Annotated in this window: 6 protein-coding genes; 3 read left to right on the top strand and 3 right to left on the bottom strand. The window is 27.5% G+C overall.

Annotation, left to right across the window (positions count from 1 at the left end):
- Positions 1-68: 68 nt before the first annotated feature.
- Positions 69-2,480 carry a DNA polymerase III subunit gamma/tau gene (gene dnaX / locus A35E_RS03145; protein WP_014889021.1) on the bottom strand — a complete coding sequence of 804 codons (2,412 nt, stop codon included), beginning with the start codon at positions 2,478-2,480 and terminating at the stop codon, positions 69-71.
- Between the two features lie 2,157 nt (positions 2,481-4,637).
- Between dnaX and recC the strand changes: the two genes are divergently transcribed.
- Positions 4,638-8,024, top strand: a complete 3,387-nt coding sequence (gene recC, locus A35E_RS02015) for an exodeoxyribonuclease V subunit gamma (protein WP_014889020.1) — start codon at positions 4,638-4,640, stop codon at positions 8,022-8,024.
- A 1,098-nt stretch (positions 8,025-9,122) separates the two neighbouring features.
- On the top strand, positions 9,123-9,908 hold the full coding sequence (truA, locus tag A35E_RS02010) for a tRNA pseudouridine(38-40) synthase TruA (RefSeq protein ID WP_014889019.1): 786 nt from the start codon (positions 9,123-9,125) through the stop codon (positions 9,906-9,908).
- A gap of 817 nt (positions 9,909-10,725) precedes the next feature.
- On the opposite strand, the gene rnhA is transcribed toward truA, so the two are convergent.
- Both rnhA and A35E_RS02000 read right to left on the bottom strand, forming a co-directional pair.
- Positions 10,726-11,187: a ribonuclease HI gene (gene rnhA, locus A35E_RS02005; RefSeq protein ID WP_014889018.1), complete on the bottom strand. Its 462-nt coding sequence runs from the start codon at positions 11,185-11,187 to the stop codon at positions 10,726-10,728.
- Positions 11,188-11,886: 699 nt separating this feature from the next.
- Positions 11,887-13,005 carry a porin OmpC gene (locus A35E_RS02000; protein WP_014889017.1) on the bottom strand — a complete coding sequence of 373 codons (1,119 nt, stop codon included), beginning with the start codon at positions 13,003-13,005 and terminating at the stop codon, positions 11,887-11,889.
- Positions 13,006-14,053: 1,048 nt separating this feature from the next.
- On the opposite strand from A35E_RS02000, the gene metG reads away from it, so the two are divergent.
- Positions 14,054-15,703: a methionine--tRNA ligase gene (gene metG, locus A35E_RS01995; RefSeq protein WP_014889016.1), complete on the top strand. Its 1,650-nt coding sequence runs from the start codon at positions 14,054-14,056 to the stop codon at positions 15,701-15,703.
- The last annotated feature ends 2,608 nt before the right edge of the window (positions 15,704-18,311 follow it).

Below are 18,311 nucleotides of genomic sequence, written 5' to 3'. Positions count from 1 at the left end.
ATTTCTCGATATAAAAACAAGTATTATATGTTTGTTAATAAAAAGTATATTAATGTTTTTAAGTGAAACTAATCAGATGATATTATACATATGCTATCTTCATCTATCTCGGCATCAAATAAACAACAAAGTCTTTTAACATGCATATCATTTACCATGTTTTTCTTCGCCTGTATTACTGTTTCTTTGTAAATATCTTGACACAATTCTAATGGTGTTTTTATCTTCAGATCATTATCTTCCTTTACAATTAATTCAATTGATTTATCCTGATCGATACTTAACGCAATACAAAGAGCATGTTTTGCTGAAAATGAGTTCAAATCACTTCGCGCACTCCGCAAATGTAAACAAATGTTTCCCGTATCTAAATCCTCCTCTTTCCAAGAATTTAAAGCGAGCTTCTGCGCAAACTTTGGCAATGCCAGACGATTTATTTCTGCAGCCCAAGGATCACGAATCAGAAGCTCTTCAGACAAATATAGCACAAGATCTAAATTATTTTTATTAGCTGAAAATGTATTCGATAATATCGGAATTTTTACTTGCTCTAAAACTCTTTCTCTACGTTTCCTTTCATGAAAAAATCTCACTTCTTCTTCTACTATCGGAATAATAGTATTAGAACTTCTACTTATTTTTTTGTCTGAAATCTTATGTTTCCCCGTTTTGCTAACAGCAGTTTGTTTTTTGATAATTACCGGCAATTCATTTTTTTTTTGTCGATTTTCCTTCCGTGTTAATAAAGCGTTACGCGCTTCTAAAATTTGCGTAGTCACTGATTTTGGTAAAGTCTTATATTTTTTTTTGCTTGGTAATAATGAAAAATCTTCAACCTCTATTTCTTTATTTAGATTCATTTTATCTTGATTGTTAAGATTTAATCGATAATCGCATTTCCTACTACTAACAAAAGGTTTTTTTAAATTTATTTCAGTACTTCTCAGGTTGATAAGTTTAGGATCATTTTCCAATGAAGAGATTTTTTGAGAAGTTAATACAATTGAAGAAATAGAAAGACCTTTTCCAGAACAAATATTTTTTTTGGAAATAGGATTGGATATCGACGAAAATGTAGAATTAACTACTTGTTTGCTAAGTTCGTTGAATGTGGTTTTATTTTTTAATACTTTATCTTGTTGCTTTACAAGTAAAACGTCTGCATCAGAAAATAACTTAGGATCATTTTTTTTTGATGTCGCTATATTCCGTTCAGAACATATAATATTTTTATCAATCAATGTATCCGAGTTTAGATTGGAAATAGCTAATGGTAATCTACAATCTGTTGAAACTTTTGTATCAGCAATTTTTTTCTTTGATGTTTTAAAAAAAAATTTTGGTGTTTTTTTTTCTATTATGTCACCTCTAGTTACCACCTGAACATCAGCAGGATGAAAGGCTAAAGCGCGCAATAGTGTCATTTCAACTCCCATACGAGGATCAGGCGCAAACGCTAGCTCTTTTCTACCAACAAGTAAAGTTTGATAATAAAGTTGTAAATCAGATGGTAATACACGTCGACTCAAATCATTCAAGCGCGGTATAATACCGTCTAAATCTTCTTCAGGATTTACCTGATCCTTCATCACTTGCATGAATACTAATCGATGCAGTAAAGCCAACATCTCGATCAGTAAATTTTCCCAATCGACACCGTGAGCGGCACACTTCGCAACTTGTCGCATCATTTTGACGCCATCAGCATTGACTAAGGCTTCTATAATTGCTAAAGGTTTTTCAGTATCAAGTGATCCAAGCATAATACTTACCGAATCAACTGTAATTGATCCACCCCCCATAGCGATCGCTTGATCAGTTAAACTAAAAGCATCGCGCATACTTCCATTAGCTGCACAAGCTAATAACTGTAAAGCGCGTGGTTCAGAAGTAATATTTTCCTTTTTTAAACAAAAAAATAAGTGATTTCGAATCTCATTAACATTAAGTACTTTTAAATGAAATTGAATACATCGAGAGAGAATAGTAAGGGGTATTTTTTTAGGATCTGTAGTAGCTAGTATAAACTTAACATGTGATGGAGGTTCCTCTAAAGTTTTCAATAAAGCGTTAAAACTATGACGAGATAACATATGCACTTCATCAATGAGATATACCTTAAATCGACCAGCAGTTGGAGCATATTGCACATTGTCCAATAGTTCACGAATATCTTCAACTTTAGTTCGTGAAGCAGCATCAAGTTCTATTAGATCAACAAAACGACTATGTTCAATTTCTTGGCAATAATCACAATGACCACAGGGAATATCGTTCATACCTCCAACACAATTAAGACTTTTTGCTAGCAAACGAGCAATCGTGGTTTTACCTATACCTCGAGTGCCAGAAAAAAGATAAGCATGATGAACTCTGTTTAATAAAAGACTATTTGCTAACACCTGCATAACATGTTCTTGACCTACTACATCAGCAAATATTTTTGGACGCCACTTACGTGCAAGTACTTTATAACTCATAACTTATATTTTAATGTTGACATAAAATATTTATGTTTATAACACAGGTATATAGACAAGGATTGAGAGCGTTATTTTAATTTTCTTAATATTGCATTAAAGTTATCATTAAAACAATGTTAAATTAAAAACAAATTTTTCAGGTGATTATTGGTTAGCAAAAATGCTAAAAATTCAAAGTGTTGAGATCCAGAATAAACTATCAATTTTAATATAAGGATTTATATCAATGAAATAAAAATTTTAAATAATGCAGAATTTTTAGATGTTATTGATTATTTATTAATTGATAAAGAAAAACCAAATATGACTCCTAAACTCTTTTTTATCAAATATAAATTAATAATAAAATATATTTTACATTTTAATTTCTCTATAAAACTATCAAAAACAATATTGTTTTTATAAATATTCAATTAAATTTGATTATTAGCTTTTAGAAAGAAGCGTTAAATTAAAAAAACAAATATATTAACTTTTTTAAAAAAATATTTTTCATATAAATAAAGTTAAAATTTTCAATAGAAAATTATACAACTTAAGAAAGAAAAGTTCTTAATAAATTATGATATTTAAAATAAGTATAAATGTGTCATTTTTAAACAAAAATAATTTATTTTATTAGTAAGATTTTAATCTTTCTAGATTAGAAGTTAAAAACTCAATATAATAAAATCTACTTAGGATTTCAAGATATCTTGTTATAGCAATATCAAAAATATTGTAACTTATTAAGATTTTTAAAAGAACCCCTAATCTAAATAACATCTTAATTAAAATAGATTTGTTACAAAACATAGAATACATCACTAATATTTTGATAAGAAACTTCAATAAAAAGAAAAATCAATTTGCATTGACGTCAAAATAAAAAAAAAGAATAGATAATTATTGTTGTATTAAATTTATTTTTTTTATAAAAAAATATTTTTAAATTAAAATATAAGTCAATTTTTCATGCGAAGAATGATGGTGATTTTTTATAAAAATTATCTAACTACAAATTTTACTACGTTTCTTCTTGTGTAATGTGTACTACTAAAATTAGTAAATTTTTGCAAAAAAAACATCGAAATGCATGGTTAAAAGAAACCTAAAATTTTTAAAAATTAAACTTATTCTTAACTTGATGAGAAGATAGTTAATTATCGCAATAGAAGTATTTCAGAAAAAACAAGTATCATCTCTACTATGCTGAAATAGATGATTAATAATCATACGAACAACATTTTAAACTTTTGCAATCATTAATTAAAAAGAAAAAAATTTATAAAAAACAAGGATATTAAATTATAAATCCTTAATCATGATTAATTTTCTTTATTGATGCGGATGTTGTTTTTCCTAAAATCCAACGCATTACAAATAACTTGATTATTCTGAATGAGATCTCACTTCTTAGAATGTAAAATATATAATATTATCTTGTCATTAAAGTATAATAATAACATTTAAATATTATACTTAACCGCATTATTTGAATATTTTAATTTTTATTAGTGTTGAGTAACAAATACAGATAAAATGTAATTGATAATAAAGATTGTCAAAATTACATCATATAAACTACAAAATTATTTTATAACTTTAAACAAAACTTTTCATACAGTTTATTTTCAAGTTGATATTGTCGTGATAATTTTATTGAATTAATATTCAAATACAATATTAAAATAAAAAATATAGTTTTTTACCATTTTTTTTCACCCTCTTAACACTCGGGTAATAATTAAAATAAACTATTGATCCAACTTCTGTTGAATTACGTATTCAATATGACTTTTTAAGATTAAATTTTAACAAAGTGCATCTATATTTAAATGGAAGATTATGATGTCTATTTAATCATCAAAGAACCAATTTATACTATAAATTACATACCAGAAATAAAAAACGATTGATAAAAACAATAAAGATATTTTTTTTAAAATCTCATCTAGAGATATCTGAAAGTTAACTCTTTATGGTATGCAATTTATCAAAATCACTTTTAGTGTGTAGTTATAACGATTATTAATAAAGTTTAGATAATAAATAACCGATACAATTAGCCCCTAATTAACAAATTTATTTCAATAGAGCTAATTAATAGTTTTCAAAAAAAAATACTAATAAAGTACATAATATATAAAAGAAAAACTACATCATCAGAAAACCATGTTTACTATATATAATTCTAATAAATTAGATCACCTTATAAGCGTTTTTGTCTCGTTAATCTCGAAGCAACCATTAGAAAACCCGTTTGAACCAGAAATAATAATCGCACAAAACAATAATATGAATGAATGGTTTCAAATAAAACTAGCATCACAATTTAGTATAGCAGCTAATTTTAATTTTTTTCTTCCTTCCAAGTTTATATGGGAAATGTATACACGTATCTTAAGAAATATTCCTGACAAAAGCTTATTTTCAAAAAAAACAATGACCTGGTATTTAATGCATATTTTTTCTAAAATAAGAAAAAATTCTGATTTTTCGATAATAAACAACTATATACGTCACGACATAGACATGCTTAAATGCTTTCAACTTGCAGATCAAATCACACGCCTATTCAAAACATATTTAATATATCGCCCTGATTGGCTACAAAGTTGGCAGAAAGATAAATTAATTTATGGACTGGATGAAAATCAGCGTTGGCAATCTGCACTCTGGAAAGTTATGTTAACAGAAAAAAAACAAATAGGGGAACATCTGTGGAAACTTGCTAATCTTTATAATCAATTTATTCAAACTCTCGGGAAAACCCCAAATCGACAAAAAATACTGCCTAAAAGAATATTTATTTATGGTATTTCAGCGATCCCACCCCTTTACTTTCAAGTTTTTGAAGCTCTCAGTAAACATATTGATATTCATCTCTTTCTCACCAATCCCCGCCAATTTTATCGGAATGGAAAAGAAAAATCTAATTTTGCTGTTCACTTTATAGAATCTTGTTTCTGCTATAACAATCAGAAAATTAAACTAGACCTTTTCCAGAAGCCTAAAATATTCGAAAACCAAAAGACACAAAAAATTGATAACCCTTTATTTTCTTCATGGGGAAAACAAAGAGAAGACAATCTCCACTTTTTATCGCAAATCCAAGATTTGGTAGAAATAAATGCATTTGTTGAACCAAAAAAAAATAACCTGCTCAGCTTACTTCAACATGACATCTTCATGCTTGAAGATCACAGTACCACCGAAAAAGATCCAAGAATAGGAAAACACAAAAATAAAAAACGAATACTACAGCTAGATGATCGTTCATTAACCTTACATGCATGCCACAACCCTCATCGAGAAATAGAAGTGCTATACGACAATCTGGTAGAAATGCTTTCTGTCGATTCTACTCTACATCCACAGGATATCATCGTTATGATGCCTGATATTCATCAATATAAACCAGCCATTCAAGCAGTGTTTGGTGATATTGATGGAGAACATTGCTTACCGTTTAATGTCATCGATTACCGTATGCACAATCTCCCTTCCATCCTTGTAGCATTTCTTAATATATTAGAATTGCCTCAAAGTCGGTGTTCTTCAGAGCAGATTCTTGGATTACTAGAAATACCCGCATTAGCAGCTCGCTTTTCTATTAACAAGTTAGAACTCCAACTTTTACGTAAATGGATCGCAGAGTCTGGTGTCCGGTGGGGCTTAGACGATGATACATTCCATCAATTTATGCTCCCTGTTTCGAAACAAAATACCTGGCACTTTGGTCTAACTCGAATGCTTTTAGGGTATGCCATGAACAGCAAACACCATAGCTGGCAGGATATTGTACCTTACGACGTATCTAGCGGGTTAATAGCTGCAATAATCGGAAATTTATCAGAACTACTAATGCGGTTACGTCAATGGCGAGACAAACTTACTCCACCTCGTCTAATAAATAACTGGCTAAACTGCCCCCAAGAAATAATTGCAGATTTCTTTATGCCAGATGTCAAAGAAAAAGACACACTAATCTTATTCGAGAATCATTGGAAGCAGTTAATAGAGGGTGGTTTTCATATAGGATATGCCGAATTAGTCCCAGTAACACTTTTAAAACACAAAGTAACAATAAGTTTACAAAATGAACAACTACATCAATCTTTACTTCCTCGAAGAATCAACTTTTGTAGAATAATGCCAATTCAGCATATTCCATTTCGAGTAGTTTGTTTGTTAGGGATGAATGAGGGTGCTTATCCACGTACGAATCTTCCACAAGGTTTTGATTTGATGGTCAAAAACTCCCGACGCGGGGATCCAGATCAACGGAATGATGATTGTTATCTATTTCTAGAAGCATTAACATTTGCACAAGAACGATTCTATATTAGTTTTATTGAGAATGATATGCGGGACAATACGTTGCATTATCCATCAGTTCTAGTTAACGAATTGATCGATTATATTGCTCAAAGTTTTTATTTAAAAGACAGCACGCTTACAGATACTAATAGGATTGCTGAACAAGTACGAACGCATCTTTTAGAGAAACATAGCCGGATGTCTTTTTTGCCAGAATTATTTTTTTCACAAAATAATCATCAAAGGTATTCTCAAAAATCATTAATAACGTCCAACAAAAAAAGTAAGCCGAAAGAAAACTTTATAACTCCATTAAAATCACACCCAAACGACGCTTTAAGCCTAGAAGATCTAATGTCTTTTTATCGACATCCAGTTCGAACTTGGTTTATGAAAGGTCTAAGGGTATCTTTTTATAAAAAATCGCTGCAAATCGCAACAAATGAACCATTTGTTGTTGATAATCTAACGCGATTTCAACTAAATAATCAACTTATTAACTCACTTGTTGACAAAAAAAATTCCAATATGCTTTTTAATAAAATACGTGGTTCCGGGATCTTACCTTACGGCCCCTTCGGAGAACTGTACTGGACTAAACAATGTGAAAACATGGAAATGATAGCTAATCAAGTGCGAAGTTTACGTTTAGGCGAAACTTTCAATCTTGAGATTAACTTGTCACTCGGGAAGATTATGTTTTTTGGTCGGTTATCACAAGTGCAAAAAAATGGTATTCTACGTTGGCGTCCCACGATATTATCAGCCTGCGACGGTCTCTCACTATGGATAGAACATTTAACATACTGCGCTATGGGAGGCAAAGGTGAAAGTAGAATGTTTGGCATTAATAGCAAGTGGCATTTTGGAGCAATCTCCTCAGACCAAGCTAAAAATTTTTTACTATTGCTAACTTCCGGTTACTATCAAGGAATGAAACGTCCTCTTCTATTATTATTTCGATCAGGAGAAGCATGGCTAAAGCACTGCTATAACAAAACAACAAAACGGATTGATTATTTAGATGAGAGTCGACAAAAAAAGGCGCATAACATGCTCCTTAAAGCCTGGATGGGGACTCTCTACACTTTTGGTGAAAATAAAGATCCTTATCTGAGAAGATTAATGCCCCAATTAAATGCGCAACACATTGAAGAAATTATCTTAGCTAGCGAACGGTATTTACTACCACTATTTGTATTCAATCTATCGAAGACTACAATGATAAAAAATAATTAGAAACTTCATACTAAAATTCGATTTTGATTTAACGTTAAATACGTTATACATTCTCAATGTTTATGCTTGTACAATGATATTTTTACAGATTTATTATCGGATTAAATATCAATTTAAATTGATATATTATATTTTTATATACAGATTTTTTGTTTAAAATTATTATGATTTTAATAAATAAACTTTATCGGAATATTGGATATGATTGACATTTTAATAATGATAAAAATTAAATAAAGATATCATCACCTTAAACCAATAAATATCTATATACATAATAACTTTAAAAAAAAATAAATTAAATTGATGAGTATATATCGCTTAAATAACTTCGTTCTCTATAGGAAAAACAAAACTAAAAAGTTAAATGTTTTAGTGATCAGATAAAGTACCATTGAATTTTTCTGTTTAAGTAATCGCTTATCTTAAAGATTCTAGATTTTTTATATACTTTATTAACTTTTTAAGATTTTAAATATCTTATTAAGAATTTTCATATCATTTTCTAATAAAATATACATAAGAATTATATAATTCGCAGAAAAAGCACACTAATATTTTTCTATAAAATAGTGATTATAATATACTATACCTAACTACAGATAACCTCATCAATATAAGATATTTTTAACCAACACAGTTCTTGACTTGACAGAACTTCATTCAAACCAAAACCTACATTCATACCGAAAATTTATAAAAATATCACAATCTATAATTTAAAATAGATTATATATATAAATAATATTTGTATCTTATATTAAAATAATATACTTTCTTTTTCTAAAAATAAAAAACAAACTTAATTAAAATACAAAAAATATCAACAAGAATTATGTTATCTTAAACAAGATATTTGTTTAACATTAAAAACTGAATTGTTAATTTAGCTATCTTGTCATAACCTTATAAACAAAAAAATATCTTTATTCTTAAAATAGACTTTCTATTTAATGATAGATATCATATCTTTTATTTAAGAAAAATAGTAAGAAAACTACCATATATAATATAAAGACTAATTATTCATAATCTATGAATATAGAAAGTTTCTATTAGGCATATCGTACACTCTTTCTAGAAACGAAGGATAGTGCAATGAAATTAGCACTTGGTGTTGAATATAATGGTAAAGCTTATCACGGCTGGCAACGCCAGCGAGGTTTGGCGACAATACAAGGTTGTTTAGAGCGCGCCTTATCAACAATTGCAGAAGAAATTATTACAGTTTATTGCGCTGGTCGTACCGATACTGGAGTACATGCCATAGAACAAGTTGTTCATTTTACAACTAGATCGCAACGATCTGATGATGCTTGGACAATCGGCGTTAATTCTCATTTACCGACTGATATTGCTGTACGTTGGGTAGCAAAAGTAACAGATGATTTTCATGCACGTTTTAGCGCTTTATCTAGACATTACCGTTATATTATATATAATCATCAATTGCGTTCAGCTCTACATAATTGCAGCGTAACTCACTATTCTTTCGAGCTTAATACATTGACAATGGCACGAGCTGCTCATTCTTTATTAGGGATGAATAATTTTACATCTTTTCGTGCTCATGATTGCCAGTCAAAAAACCCATGGCGCAATATATATTATATTCAAGTAATTCGTCAGGGACGTTACGTAATTATTGATATAAAAGCAAATGCTTTTTTACATCATATGGTCCGTAATATTGTGGGTAGTCTTATTGAAGTAGGATCTGGATATAAAGAAGAAAATTGGATTAGCGAATTATTAAAATGTTGCGATAGAAAAAAGGCGGGTCCAACCGCTAGTGCGGCAGGACTATACTTAATAGGAGTAGATTACCCTATGCATTTTTCTCTACCTTTATCTTCACCATGGTCATTTTACTTGTTAAATTAACGATTAGTTTAACGATAATGTTTAGTAAATAAATTTTACAAATAGTTATTTATATAGAGATTAAACTCTGGTAACAATTTTATTAAAAAAAAACAAATTCAGTTTTAATTAGCTATCTTTTTAGATGAGATTTAATAATCTGCGCCTAGTTTTATTAAATACTTTTTTATAAGCATTTAGTAGAGATTAAGACATTTCCAATCATTATTGTTGTAATGCCTTCTTTTCAATACCGTATATTTAATTGATTTATGACATAGTCATAAAAACTTGAATACTTTTTTTCATTTAAGTATTAAAATGAATCTATGATTTTCAGAAACTGCACTATGAACAACAATTCATCTTTACTTATTAACTTATATTTAATATATTTTTTGTTTTTTTTGAAAAACACTAAATAATGACAACCTAGTTAACTATAGGTAACATTTTATAAAAAAAAGATGATAATGATTTAGATATAAATATAAAAAAAATAATCTGGTTTTTATCACAATTTTATCTCATATATATCAAGCATATAACTTATTTATAATAATATGCATGATATAATTTTTCTTTAAAATTGAAAATTAATTAGTTTTCAACTATAAATAAAATAAAAATTAAATTAAGATCGATATTTTAATGAAATTTTTATAAAACTATTTTATTATTAATCTAAATAGTTAATATTTATTTCTTTTTTAAAAAATATTAAAAATAAAGTAGATCTAGGAAAGATCTTTAATAAGTATAGAGATAGTCTCTAAATTTAAAAAATTACTAATCTAATAAAGTTCGTTATTTATTCACGATGTTTTTATGAATTTCTTTATTTTAAATAACCAATATCTTCTAGTACTGGATATGCAGCTGCAATTCGAGCAAGTTCATCACAACGTTCATTTTCTAAATTTCCAGTATGTCCTTTAATCCAATTCCATTGAATAAAATGACACTGAACAACTTTGTCAAGACGTAACCATAAATCAATATTTTTTATGGGTTTCTTATTAGAACTCTTCCAATTTTCTTTTTTCCATTTATATATCCATTTCGTTATCCCCAAGCGGAGATATTGGCTATCGCTCATCAAAACCACTTCACAACTATACTTCAACGATTCTAATGCTATAATTGCAGCCATAAGCTCCATACGATTATTTGTAGTTAAGCAATAACCAGCACTAAATGTTTTTTCATATTTTTTATGACGCAATATGGCACTATATCCACCAGAACCTGGATTACCAAAGCATGAACCATCTGTAAAAATTATAACCTTTTTTCGCATTTCTAACAAACTTATTCTATAAAAACTTGTTTTATGACTTATGCTTTTAAATTAATTATACATAAGTATTCTGCCATTATATAATCTCAACCATCTTAAAAGATGGGCATTATCATTCAATACAACAATTAAATATTATGTATTTTTTTAATAAACATTTTTTAAAAAACGTATATATGTAACTGAACTCAACAAATGTGTTTTTAAAATAAAATATCTATTTTATTCAAAATTACATATTTTAGGATAGTTGATATAATGATATTTAATTTTATTAGGATCAGAACAAGTAAAAAAGTATGAAAAGATGATATAAAAAAAACAAATATATTAAAATATAAAAAAGAAGAATAACTTAAATAATTATTTAAACTTATATTTCATTTAAAAAAATAAGATTTTATTTAATAAAAAACTAAAGAAACTATTATAAAGGAATTTTACAGTCTATTTTATAAAGCATAAAATTATACGAATTGTACTATTTTTTAAAAATGATATTTTTATATATTCAATATTATTGAAGTTATTCGAACGTTACAACTAACCCATTCAAAATAAGTAAAATGTTTAAAAAAATAGTTGACTATTATTTTAATTAAAACAATAGTCAAAAATTTATAAATAGCGGAGCGTACGGACCACAACGCCTCCGCTTATTATCATTTTATTTCTTTTTTATTACATTATAAAAGTATATTAGAACATGTAAGTCATGCCCATTGATAAAATGTTATCAGTAGAAATTTGTGTGTTACGAATAAAGTTTTTCTTATCTAAAAGATTAATTCGATAGTCAACAAAAGTCAACATATTTTTGTTGAAGTTATAAGTAGCCCCCACTTCAATATATTTTTTAATGGTCTGGCTTCTACCTTGATCATCTCCGTCAATTCGTGACTGTAGATAACCTATTGAAGGACGAAGACCAAAATCAAGAGCATATTGCGCAACAAACTCGAAATTATAAGCCATGTCAGCAAAACCACCACTACCACTTTTTTCTTTTTCGCCAACAATTCCATAAGGCGTCATATTGTGTGTTTCGCTATATAATGCTGCAAGATAACAGTTGTTAGCATCATACTTAACACCAAAAGAATAAGCTTCAGCTCTTTTATCTTTATTATCTTTTTTACTATCCAAACGGTTTAATGAATACTGTTGCTGACTTAACGTACGATTACTACTCGTGTAAGCAGTGCCAGCAGAAAGTCCGTTAGAAAAATTATAAGTTACAGATAGGCCATAACCATCGCCATTTGCTTCACTAATACTACGCCCTATTTCATTTTTACCCTGATACTGTAGCGCAAAATTTAGACCATCAAGCATTCCAAAAAAATTAGAATTGCGATAAGTAAATACACTATTAGCTCGCCCTGTCATAAAATTATCAGAAATCGTAGTATCTCCTCCAAATTGCGGCATTACATCTGTCCAAGCACCTATGTCATATAGAACTCCAGAGTTACGGCCATAGTCAATAGTACTTGAATCAGAAAATTTAAGACCAGCAAAATCTAATCCGGAAAAACTGTTTTTTATACCCCCCTTACCCCCTTGGTTTAATCCAATTTCTTGCTTCCAAGAACCAAATCCGATAATACCATCGCCAAGGCGCGCTTCTCCGTTAAATCCATAATGAAAAGAGGAGCGATCTCCATTTTTAGAATCATCACTGGACATATGTCGAATACCATTAAGTTTTCCAAGAAGTTCTAGCTTATTTCCATCTTTATTATAAAGCTCTGCTCCAATAGCGTTACCGGCTATCACCATAGCCGAAACTAGAACAGAAAGATATTGTAGTTTCATTTTAATACCCTTTGTGTGTTTTATTGCTAACAATTGAATACTTGAAAATACTCAAATAAACAAACTAATACTTAAGATTAATATTGAGATCCTTGCTTAATATTGCAGATATTAAACTAACAATAGAATCATACGCGATGCATTTTAACCTTTCAAGCTGTTAAATAGTAACAACTACAAAATAAACATCATAATAACATAAAAAAATAAAACAATTTAATATTCAACTTATTAATGATAAAAGCAACATAAATAAAAAAAATAAAAATAAATAATCCTTCATCAAAAAAACTTTATAATTCTTATAAAACGTAACAAATGAAAATTATTATCTTTTTCATAGAAAACTTACTAGTAACATTTTGATTTTATTCTACATTTTACCAGTTTACAAAATATGAAGAAACTTTTATACTTTATAAAATGTAAAATTTCTCTTACATAAGTTATAACTAAAATATAAATAGTTTAATAACTAGTGAGTTATAAAATCTGCAGTTTTATAACTTTGATTATTTCTTTAAAATATCTTGGAAATTCAATCATACGATGACACGCACATGTTGCTTTAATCATCCTTGATTTTTAAATCAAAGATATATAAATAAGATTAATCTTTTTTAACAATAATAGTAAAGATCAAAAATCTCTTAGACAGTAAAAATCCTTTTTCAGTGATATTAAACTTTTTAAATTTAAACAAATATTTAGAAAAAATTGGTTAGTAAAATTTTCAAGAAAATAAAAGAAAAAAAATAATAAACATGAACCTTACAATGACAAAATTGGTGTAATTTTGATCTACTTAAATAATAAAAATAATAATTGTCTATTAAAGGTTTCTTTCTTTATCTATGCAAAAAAACTATCACGGCATCGAAGCGTATCTCATTAATTCAATCTATATTAGTCATAATAAATTACTCTTCCTTTTCAATACTACCACTCTTTGTTATCCAAGACCGGTGTTCCTCTTATTTGCGAAGGGTAGTGCTATAAGGTACCATCAATTATCATTTATTATACTTAAAAAAAGCTTATACCTATTATGAATCAAGTAACAAAAAAAATCTTGGTAACTTGTGCATTACCTTATGCTAACGGTTCTATCCATCTCGGTCATATGCTGGAACATATTCAAGCAGACATATGGGTTCGTTATCACAAAATGCGGGGGTATCAAGTTTACTTTATTTGTGCCGACGATACACACGGAACAGCAATTATGCTTCAAGCAAAGAAATTAGGAATAAAACCGGAAAGCATGATTAGTAAGATTCTTCTAGAACATCAGACAGATTTTTCTAGTTTTGGTATAAGTTATGATAACTATCATTCAACTCATAGCAAAGAAAATCATAAATTATCAATTTTAATTTACCAACATCTAAAAAAAAATGGCTTTATTAAATCAAAAATTATTTTTCAGTTTTTTGACTCTAAAGAAGGCATATTTTTACCTGATCGGTTCGTAAAAGGAATTTGTCCACAATGTCATTCAATCGAACAATACGGTGATAACTGCGAAGTCTGCGGCGCAACCTACAATCCAACAGATCTCATCAATCCAAAGTCAATCTTATCAGATAGCGTGCCTATTTTACGAGAAACAGAACATTTTTTCTTCGATTTGCCAGTATTTAGTCAAATGCTATCTTCTTGGATCCGTTCGGCTATACTACAAGATGAAGTAAAAAACAAAATGCAGGAATGGTTTGAAGCAGGCTTAAAACAGTGGGATATTTCCCGTGATGCACCTTACTTTGGATTTGAAATACCAGATACTGTAGGAAAATATTTCTATGTTTGGCTAGATGCACCTATTGGCTATATGGGAAGTTTTCAAAACTTGTGCAAAAAGCGTGGAGATCTTTGCTTTGAAGATTTTTGGAAAACTGATTCTCATGCCGATCTATATCATTTTATTGGTAAAGATATTATGTATTTTCACAGTCTTTTTTGGCCAGCAATTCTCGAGGGATGTAATTTTCGAAAACCCAGTAATTTATTTGTTCATGGACATCTAACTATTAATGGTGCTAAAATGTCTAAATCGCGTGGCACTTTTATCACAGCGCGTAGCTATCTTGAACATCTTGATGCAGACTGCCTTCGTTATTATTATGCAACAAAACTATCTTCACGTATCGATGATATCGACCTTAATTTTCAGGATTTTATCCAGCGAGTTAATGCTGATATCGTTAATAAAGTCATTAATTTAGCCTCACGAAATGCTAGTTTTATCAATAAACGATTTGATGGAAAATTAGCAAACACAATAGCTGATCCTCTTTTGTATAGTACTTTTATTAATGCTCAAATGTTTATAGGTGACGCTTTTAGTTCACGTGAAACTAGCCGCGCAATGCGAAAAATTATGACGCTGGCAGATCTGGCAAATCGCTATGTTGATAAAAAAGCTCCATGGGTTATAGCAAAAGAGAAAAACCGAGAAGCAGAGTTGCATGCTATCTGTTCAATGGGTATCCAACTTTTTCGAGTATTAATGATTTACTTAAAACCTGTTCTACCTGGATTAGCAAAACGATCTGAAATATTTCTTGGTGGCCATTTTCTTGAGTGGAATCAACTTTCATCTCCACTTTTATCACATCGCATAAAACCATTCAAAACGCTCTTTACTCGTATTACGATAGAACAAGTGGAAGCTATTATAAAAGCATCACACCTTTAAAATCTATGCCGATTTTAAAAATCGGCGATTCTGAATTAATGGTAATTTTATCAATTTTAATGTAATATTTATATTCTTTGATTATTAATAATTATAGATAAACCTTTTCACGTTAAAATTTCTGTCACATATAGATGAAACAAAGTTTATAAAAAAAACAAACCTCTAGAATTAAAATTCTATTATGATGTATTTATAAAAATTAAATTAATGTTTTTAATAATCTACTTGCTAATTTATTACTTTGATTCTTTATTAAGAAAACTATTTTTTTAAAATAATTTAAATATCATACGTTTTAAAAAAACTCATGAATTTCAAAATAAATCTGAATAAACATATAGGTAATAACATCTTTAAAAAAATATGATGTATTAATTTATAAAAAAACTTAAAATATTTAAATAATGAATAATTTATATAAAACTAGTTTTTTTACTATAGATACATCTAAATATTGTTTAATCTTTTAATAAACAATTATTTTATTTGTAATTTCTATTATTTAAACAAAATTAAATACTTATCTATGATAAACAAATTAAATATTGTATAAAAAATTATCTATCTTAATATAATATGTTGTTTATATGTTAACATGGTTTTGTTACTTAAATGTAATACTGATTAAGCTTTTATATAAATTCAATGTATTAAAGAAGATAAAAAATTTAAAAAAATCCAAAATAAAATTTAATTAATAAAAACAATCATAATATTCCGTATTATCCAAAGCTATGTACATATAACATCACATTTTTACTTTATGGTGGATAAAAGAGACTAAATATGCTAATCAAAGCACTTTACAGATATTTCATCTTTTATCTCAAAAAAATTTTTCTCAGAATATTAACATTTAAACTATTAATATTATATAAAAAAATAATTTACATTTAAATTAATATTGATTTTAGATTTAAAATATATTTCGTGAACTTTTCTTAAAAACACGCAAATCACATGTATTTTACGATTATTTATTACTTAACATATTATTTTATTGTAAAAAATAATTATTTTATGTTAAGGGGATTTTATTTTTAAATGTTTACATTACTAAATAATAAAATCACGTTACTGTAATGATGCTCTTATAAAATAAGCAAATTTTAAAAATTTAATCATGAAATAAATTTTTGTTAAAATATAACTTGTATCCATAATTTTTATCTCACCATCAATAATTTAGTCAATGATAAAATCATCTTTTATCACTTATTTATAAAACATTCAAGGAAGATATGCATCCAAACTTAAAGAACATACCCGACTAAACTTAAAAAAAATCTGTTGTTTTTGTTAAAAAACAAAAAATTTTTGTTATCAAACTAATTACTTTAATTAAAATTAACCTGCTCGTATTCAGAAATTACTAGATAATCCAAGTTGTTAGAAAATCACTGTCCTTATTATTTACGTCACTTATAAATTGCAAATTATTATCTATTGCCTCTATAAATGATTATAAAACTCGCTATTTTGATTGGTAAATAAAATGGTAAACTTTTTGACTACAAGTAACCCAAACAGCTCTAATAATCGTTTAAACATCACAAGTATAAATAAATCACTACCCTAAATATCAATAAATTCTTTTACTATTTAACTAACTAAAATTCATTTAACTCTAATCTTCAGCTAATTTAATAAGTACTCACAAACACATCTCAACTATCAGAGAAAAAAATCACATCTTCAAAAATATATTTTTAATCAGAATATGATTGATATCATCCATATTTAAAAAGAAATGCAACACCTTATAAGAATCATATTCTATAACATGATAAGTTATTTTTTAATCAGGTTTTAAAATGTTTTTATAAGGAAGTACAAGTAAATTCACATATGAACTATTCTTTTCTCTATCATAAAACGCATACAGCCATACATAATAATATTATAGAAAACATAATAATTTTATAATTAGAAAGCAAATTATTTATAAGAATATAACGCTCTATATATGTTATTTTATCCTATAAATAGCAGGATAGTTGATCTAAAATAAATCTGTTAACCTATTTTGTTTTCATATAAATAATTTTAATAAAAAAATTAATCATATATCGAAAGATAGTATACAATAAAAATATTTTTATCTATTAAAATTGCTGGTCTTAGATTAAAGTAAAATGCTCATATCTAGTTTAAGTCTAATGAAATTCACTTAAATTCATAAATAACTTATTTATTATAAATAAAGATAAGAACAAACCAATCAACAAAAAAATATTAACTCATTAATAATATACGCAATATTTTAGTTAAAACAACTAAAGTAGTTTATATTCAATAAAAGCATAAAATTTTTTAAATTAAAATTATAAAGAAAGATTCTTCTTAAATTAGATATAAACGTAAAAACTTGATCTATATAAGAGTATCGTTAATAACGATAATTAATATTAATTCTATTTTTTCAAAAAAATTAGATCCAAAAGAAAATAAAAAAACGCATTTATCTATCATATAAAAAAAAATAAAAAAAGATAAGGAATTTCGTTCTAAGTAACATTAATACTGATCATTTTTGTATTATTAATCTTATTAATTAAACTTGCCTATTAATCTTACGTTGTTTACCTAGTCATTTTCTTTTAAC

Origin of the sequence: secondary endosymbiont of Heteropsylla cubana, assembly GCF_000287355.1 — a bacterium.
Classification (GTDB): Bacteria; Pseudomonadota; Gammaproteobacteria; order Enterobacterales; family Enterobacteriaceae.
The sequence above is the reverse complement of the archived record's forward strand: the minus strand, read 5'-3'. Positions and strand labels throughout refer to the sequence as shown.

What these genes read in the sequence shown, in the direction of transcription:
- dnaX (WP_014889021.1), bottom strand. Translation starts at nt 2,480, where the DNA reads ATGAGTTATAAAGTACTTGCACGTAAGTGGCGTCCAAAAATATTTGCT.
- recC (WP_014889020.1), top strand. Translation starts at nt 4,638, where the DNA reads ATGTTTACTATATATAATTCTAATAAATTAGATCACCTTATAAGCGTT.
- truA (WP_014889019.1), top strand. Translation starts at nt 9,123, where the DNA reads ATGAAATTAGCACTTGGTGTTGAATATAATGGTAAAGCTTATCACGGC.
- rnhA (WP_014889018.1), bottom strand. Translation starts at nt 11,187, where the DNA reads ATGCGAAAAAAGGTTATAATTTTTACAGATGGTTCATGCTTTGGTAAT.
- A35E_RS02000 (WP_014889017.1), bottom strand. Translation starts at nt 13,005, where the DNA reads ATGAAACTACAATATCTTTCTGTTCTAGTTTCGGCTATGGTGATAGCC.
- metG (WP_014889016.1), top strand. Translation starts at nt 14,054, where the DNA reads ATGAATCAAGTAACAAAAAAAATCTTGGTAACTTGTGCATTACCTTAT.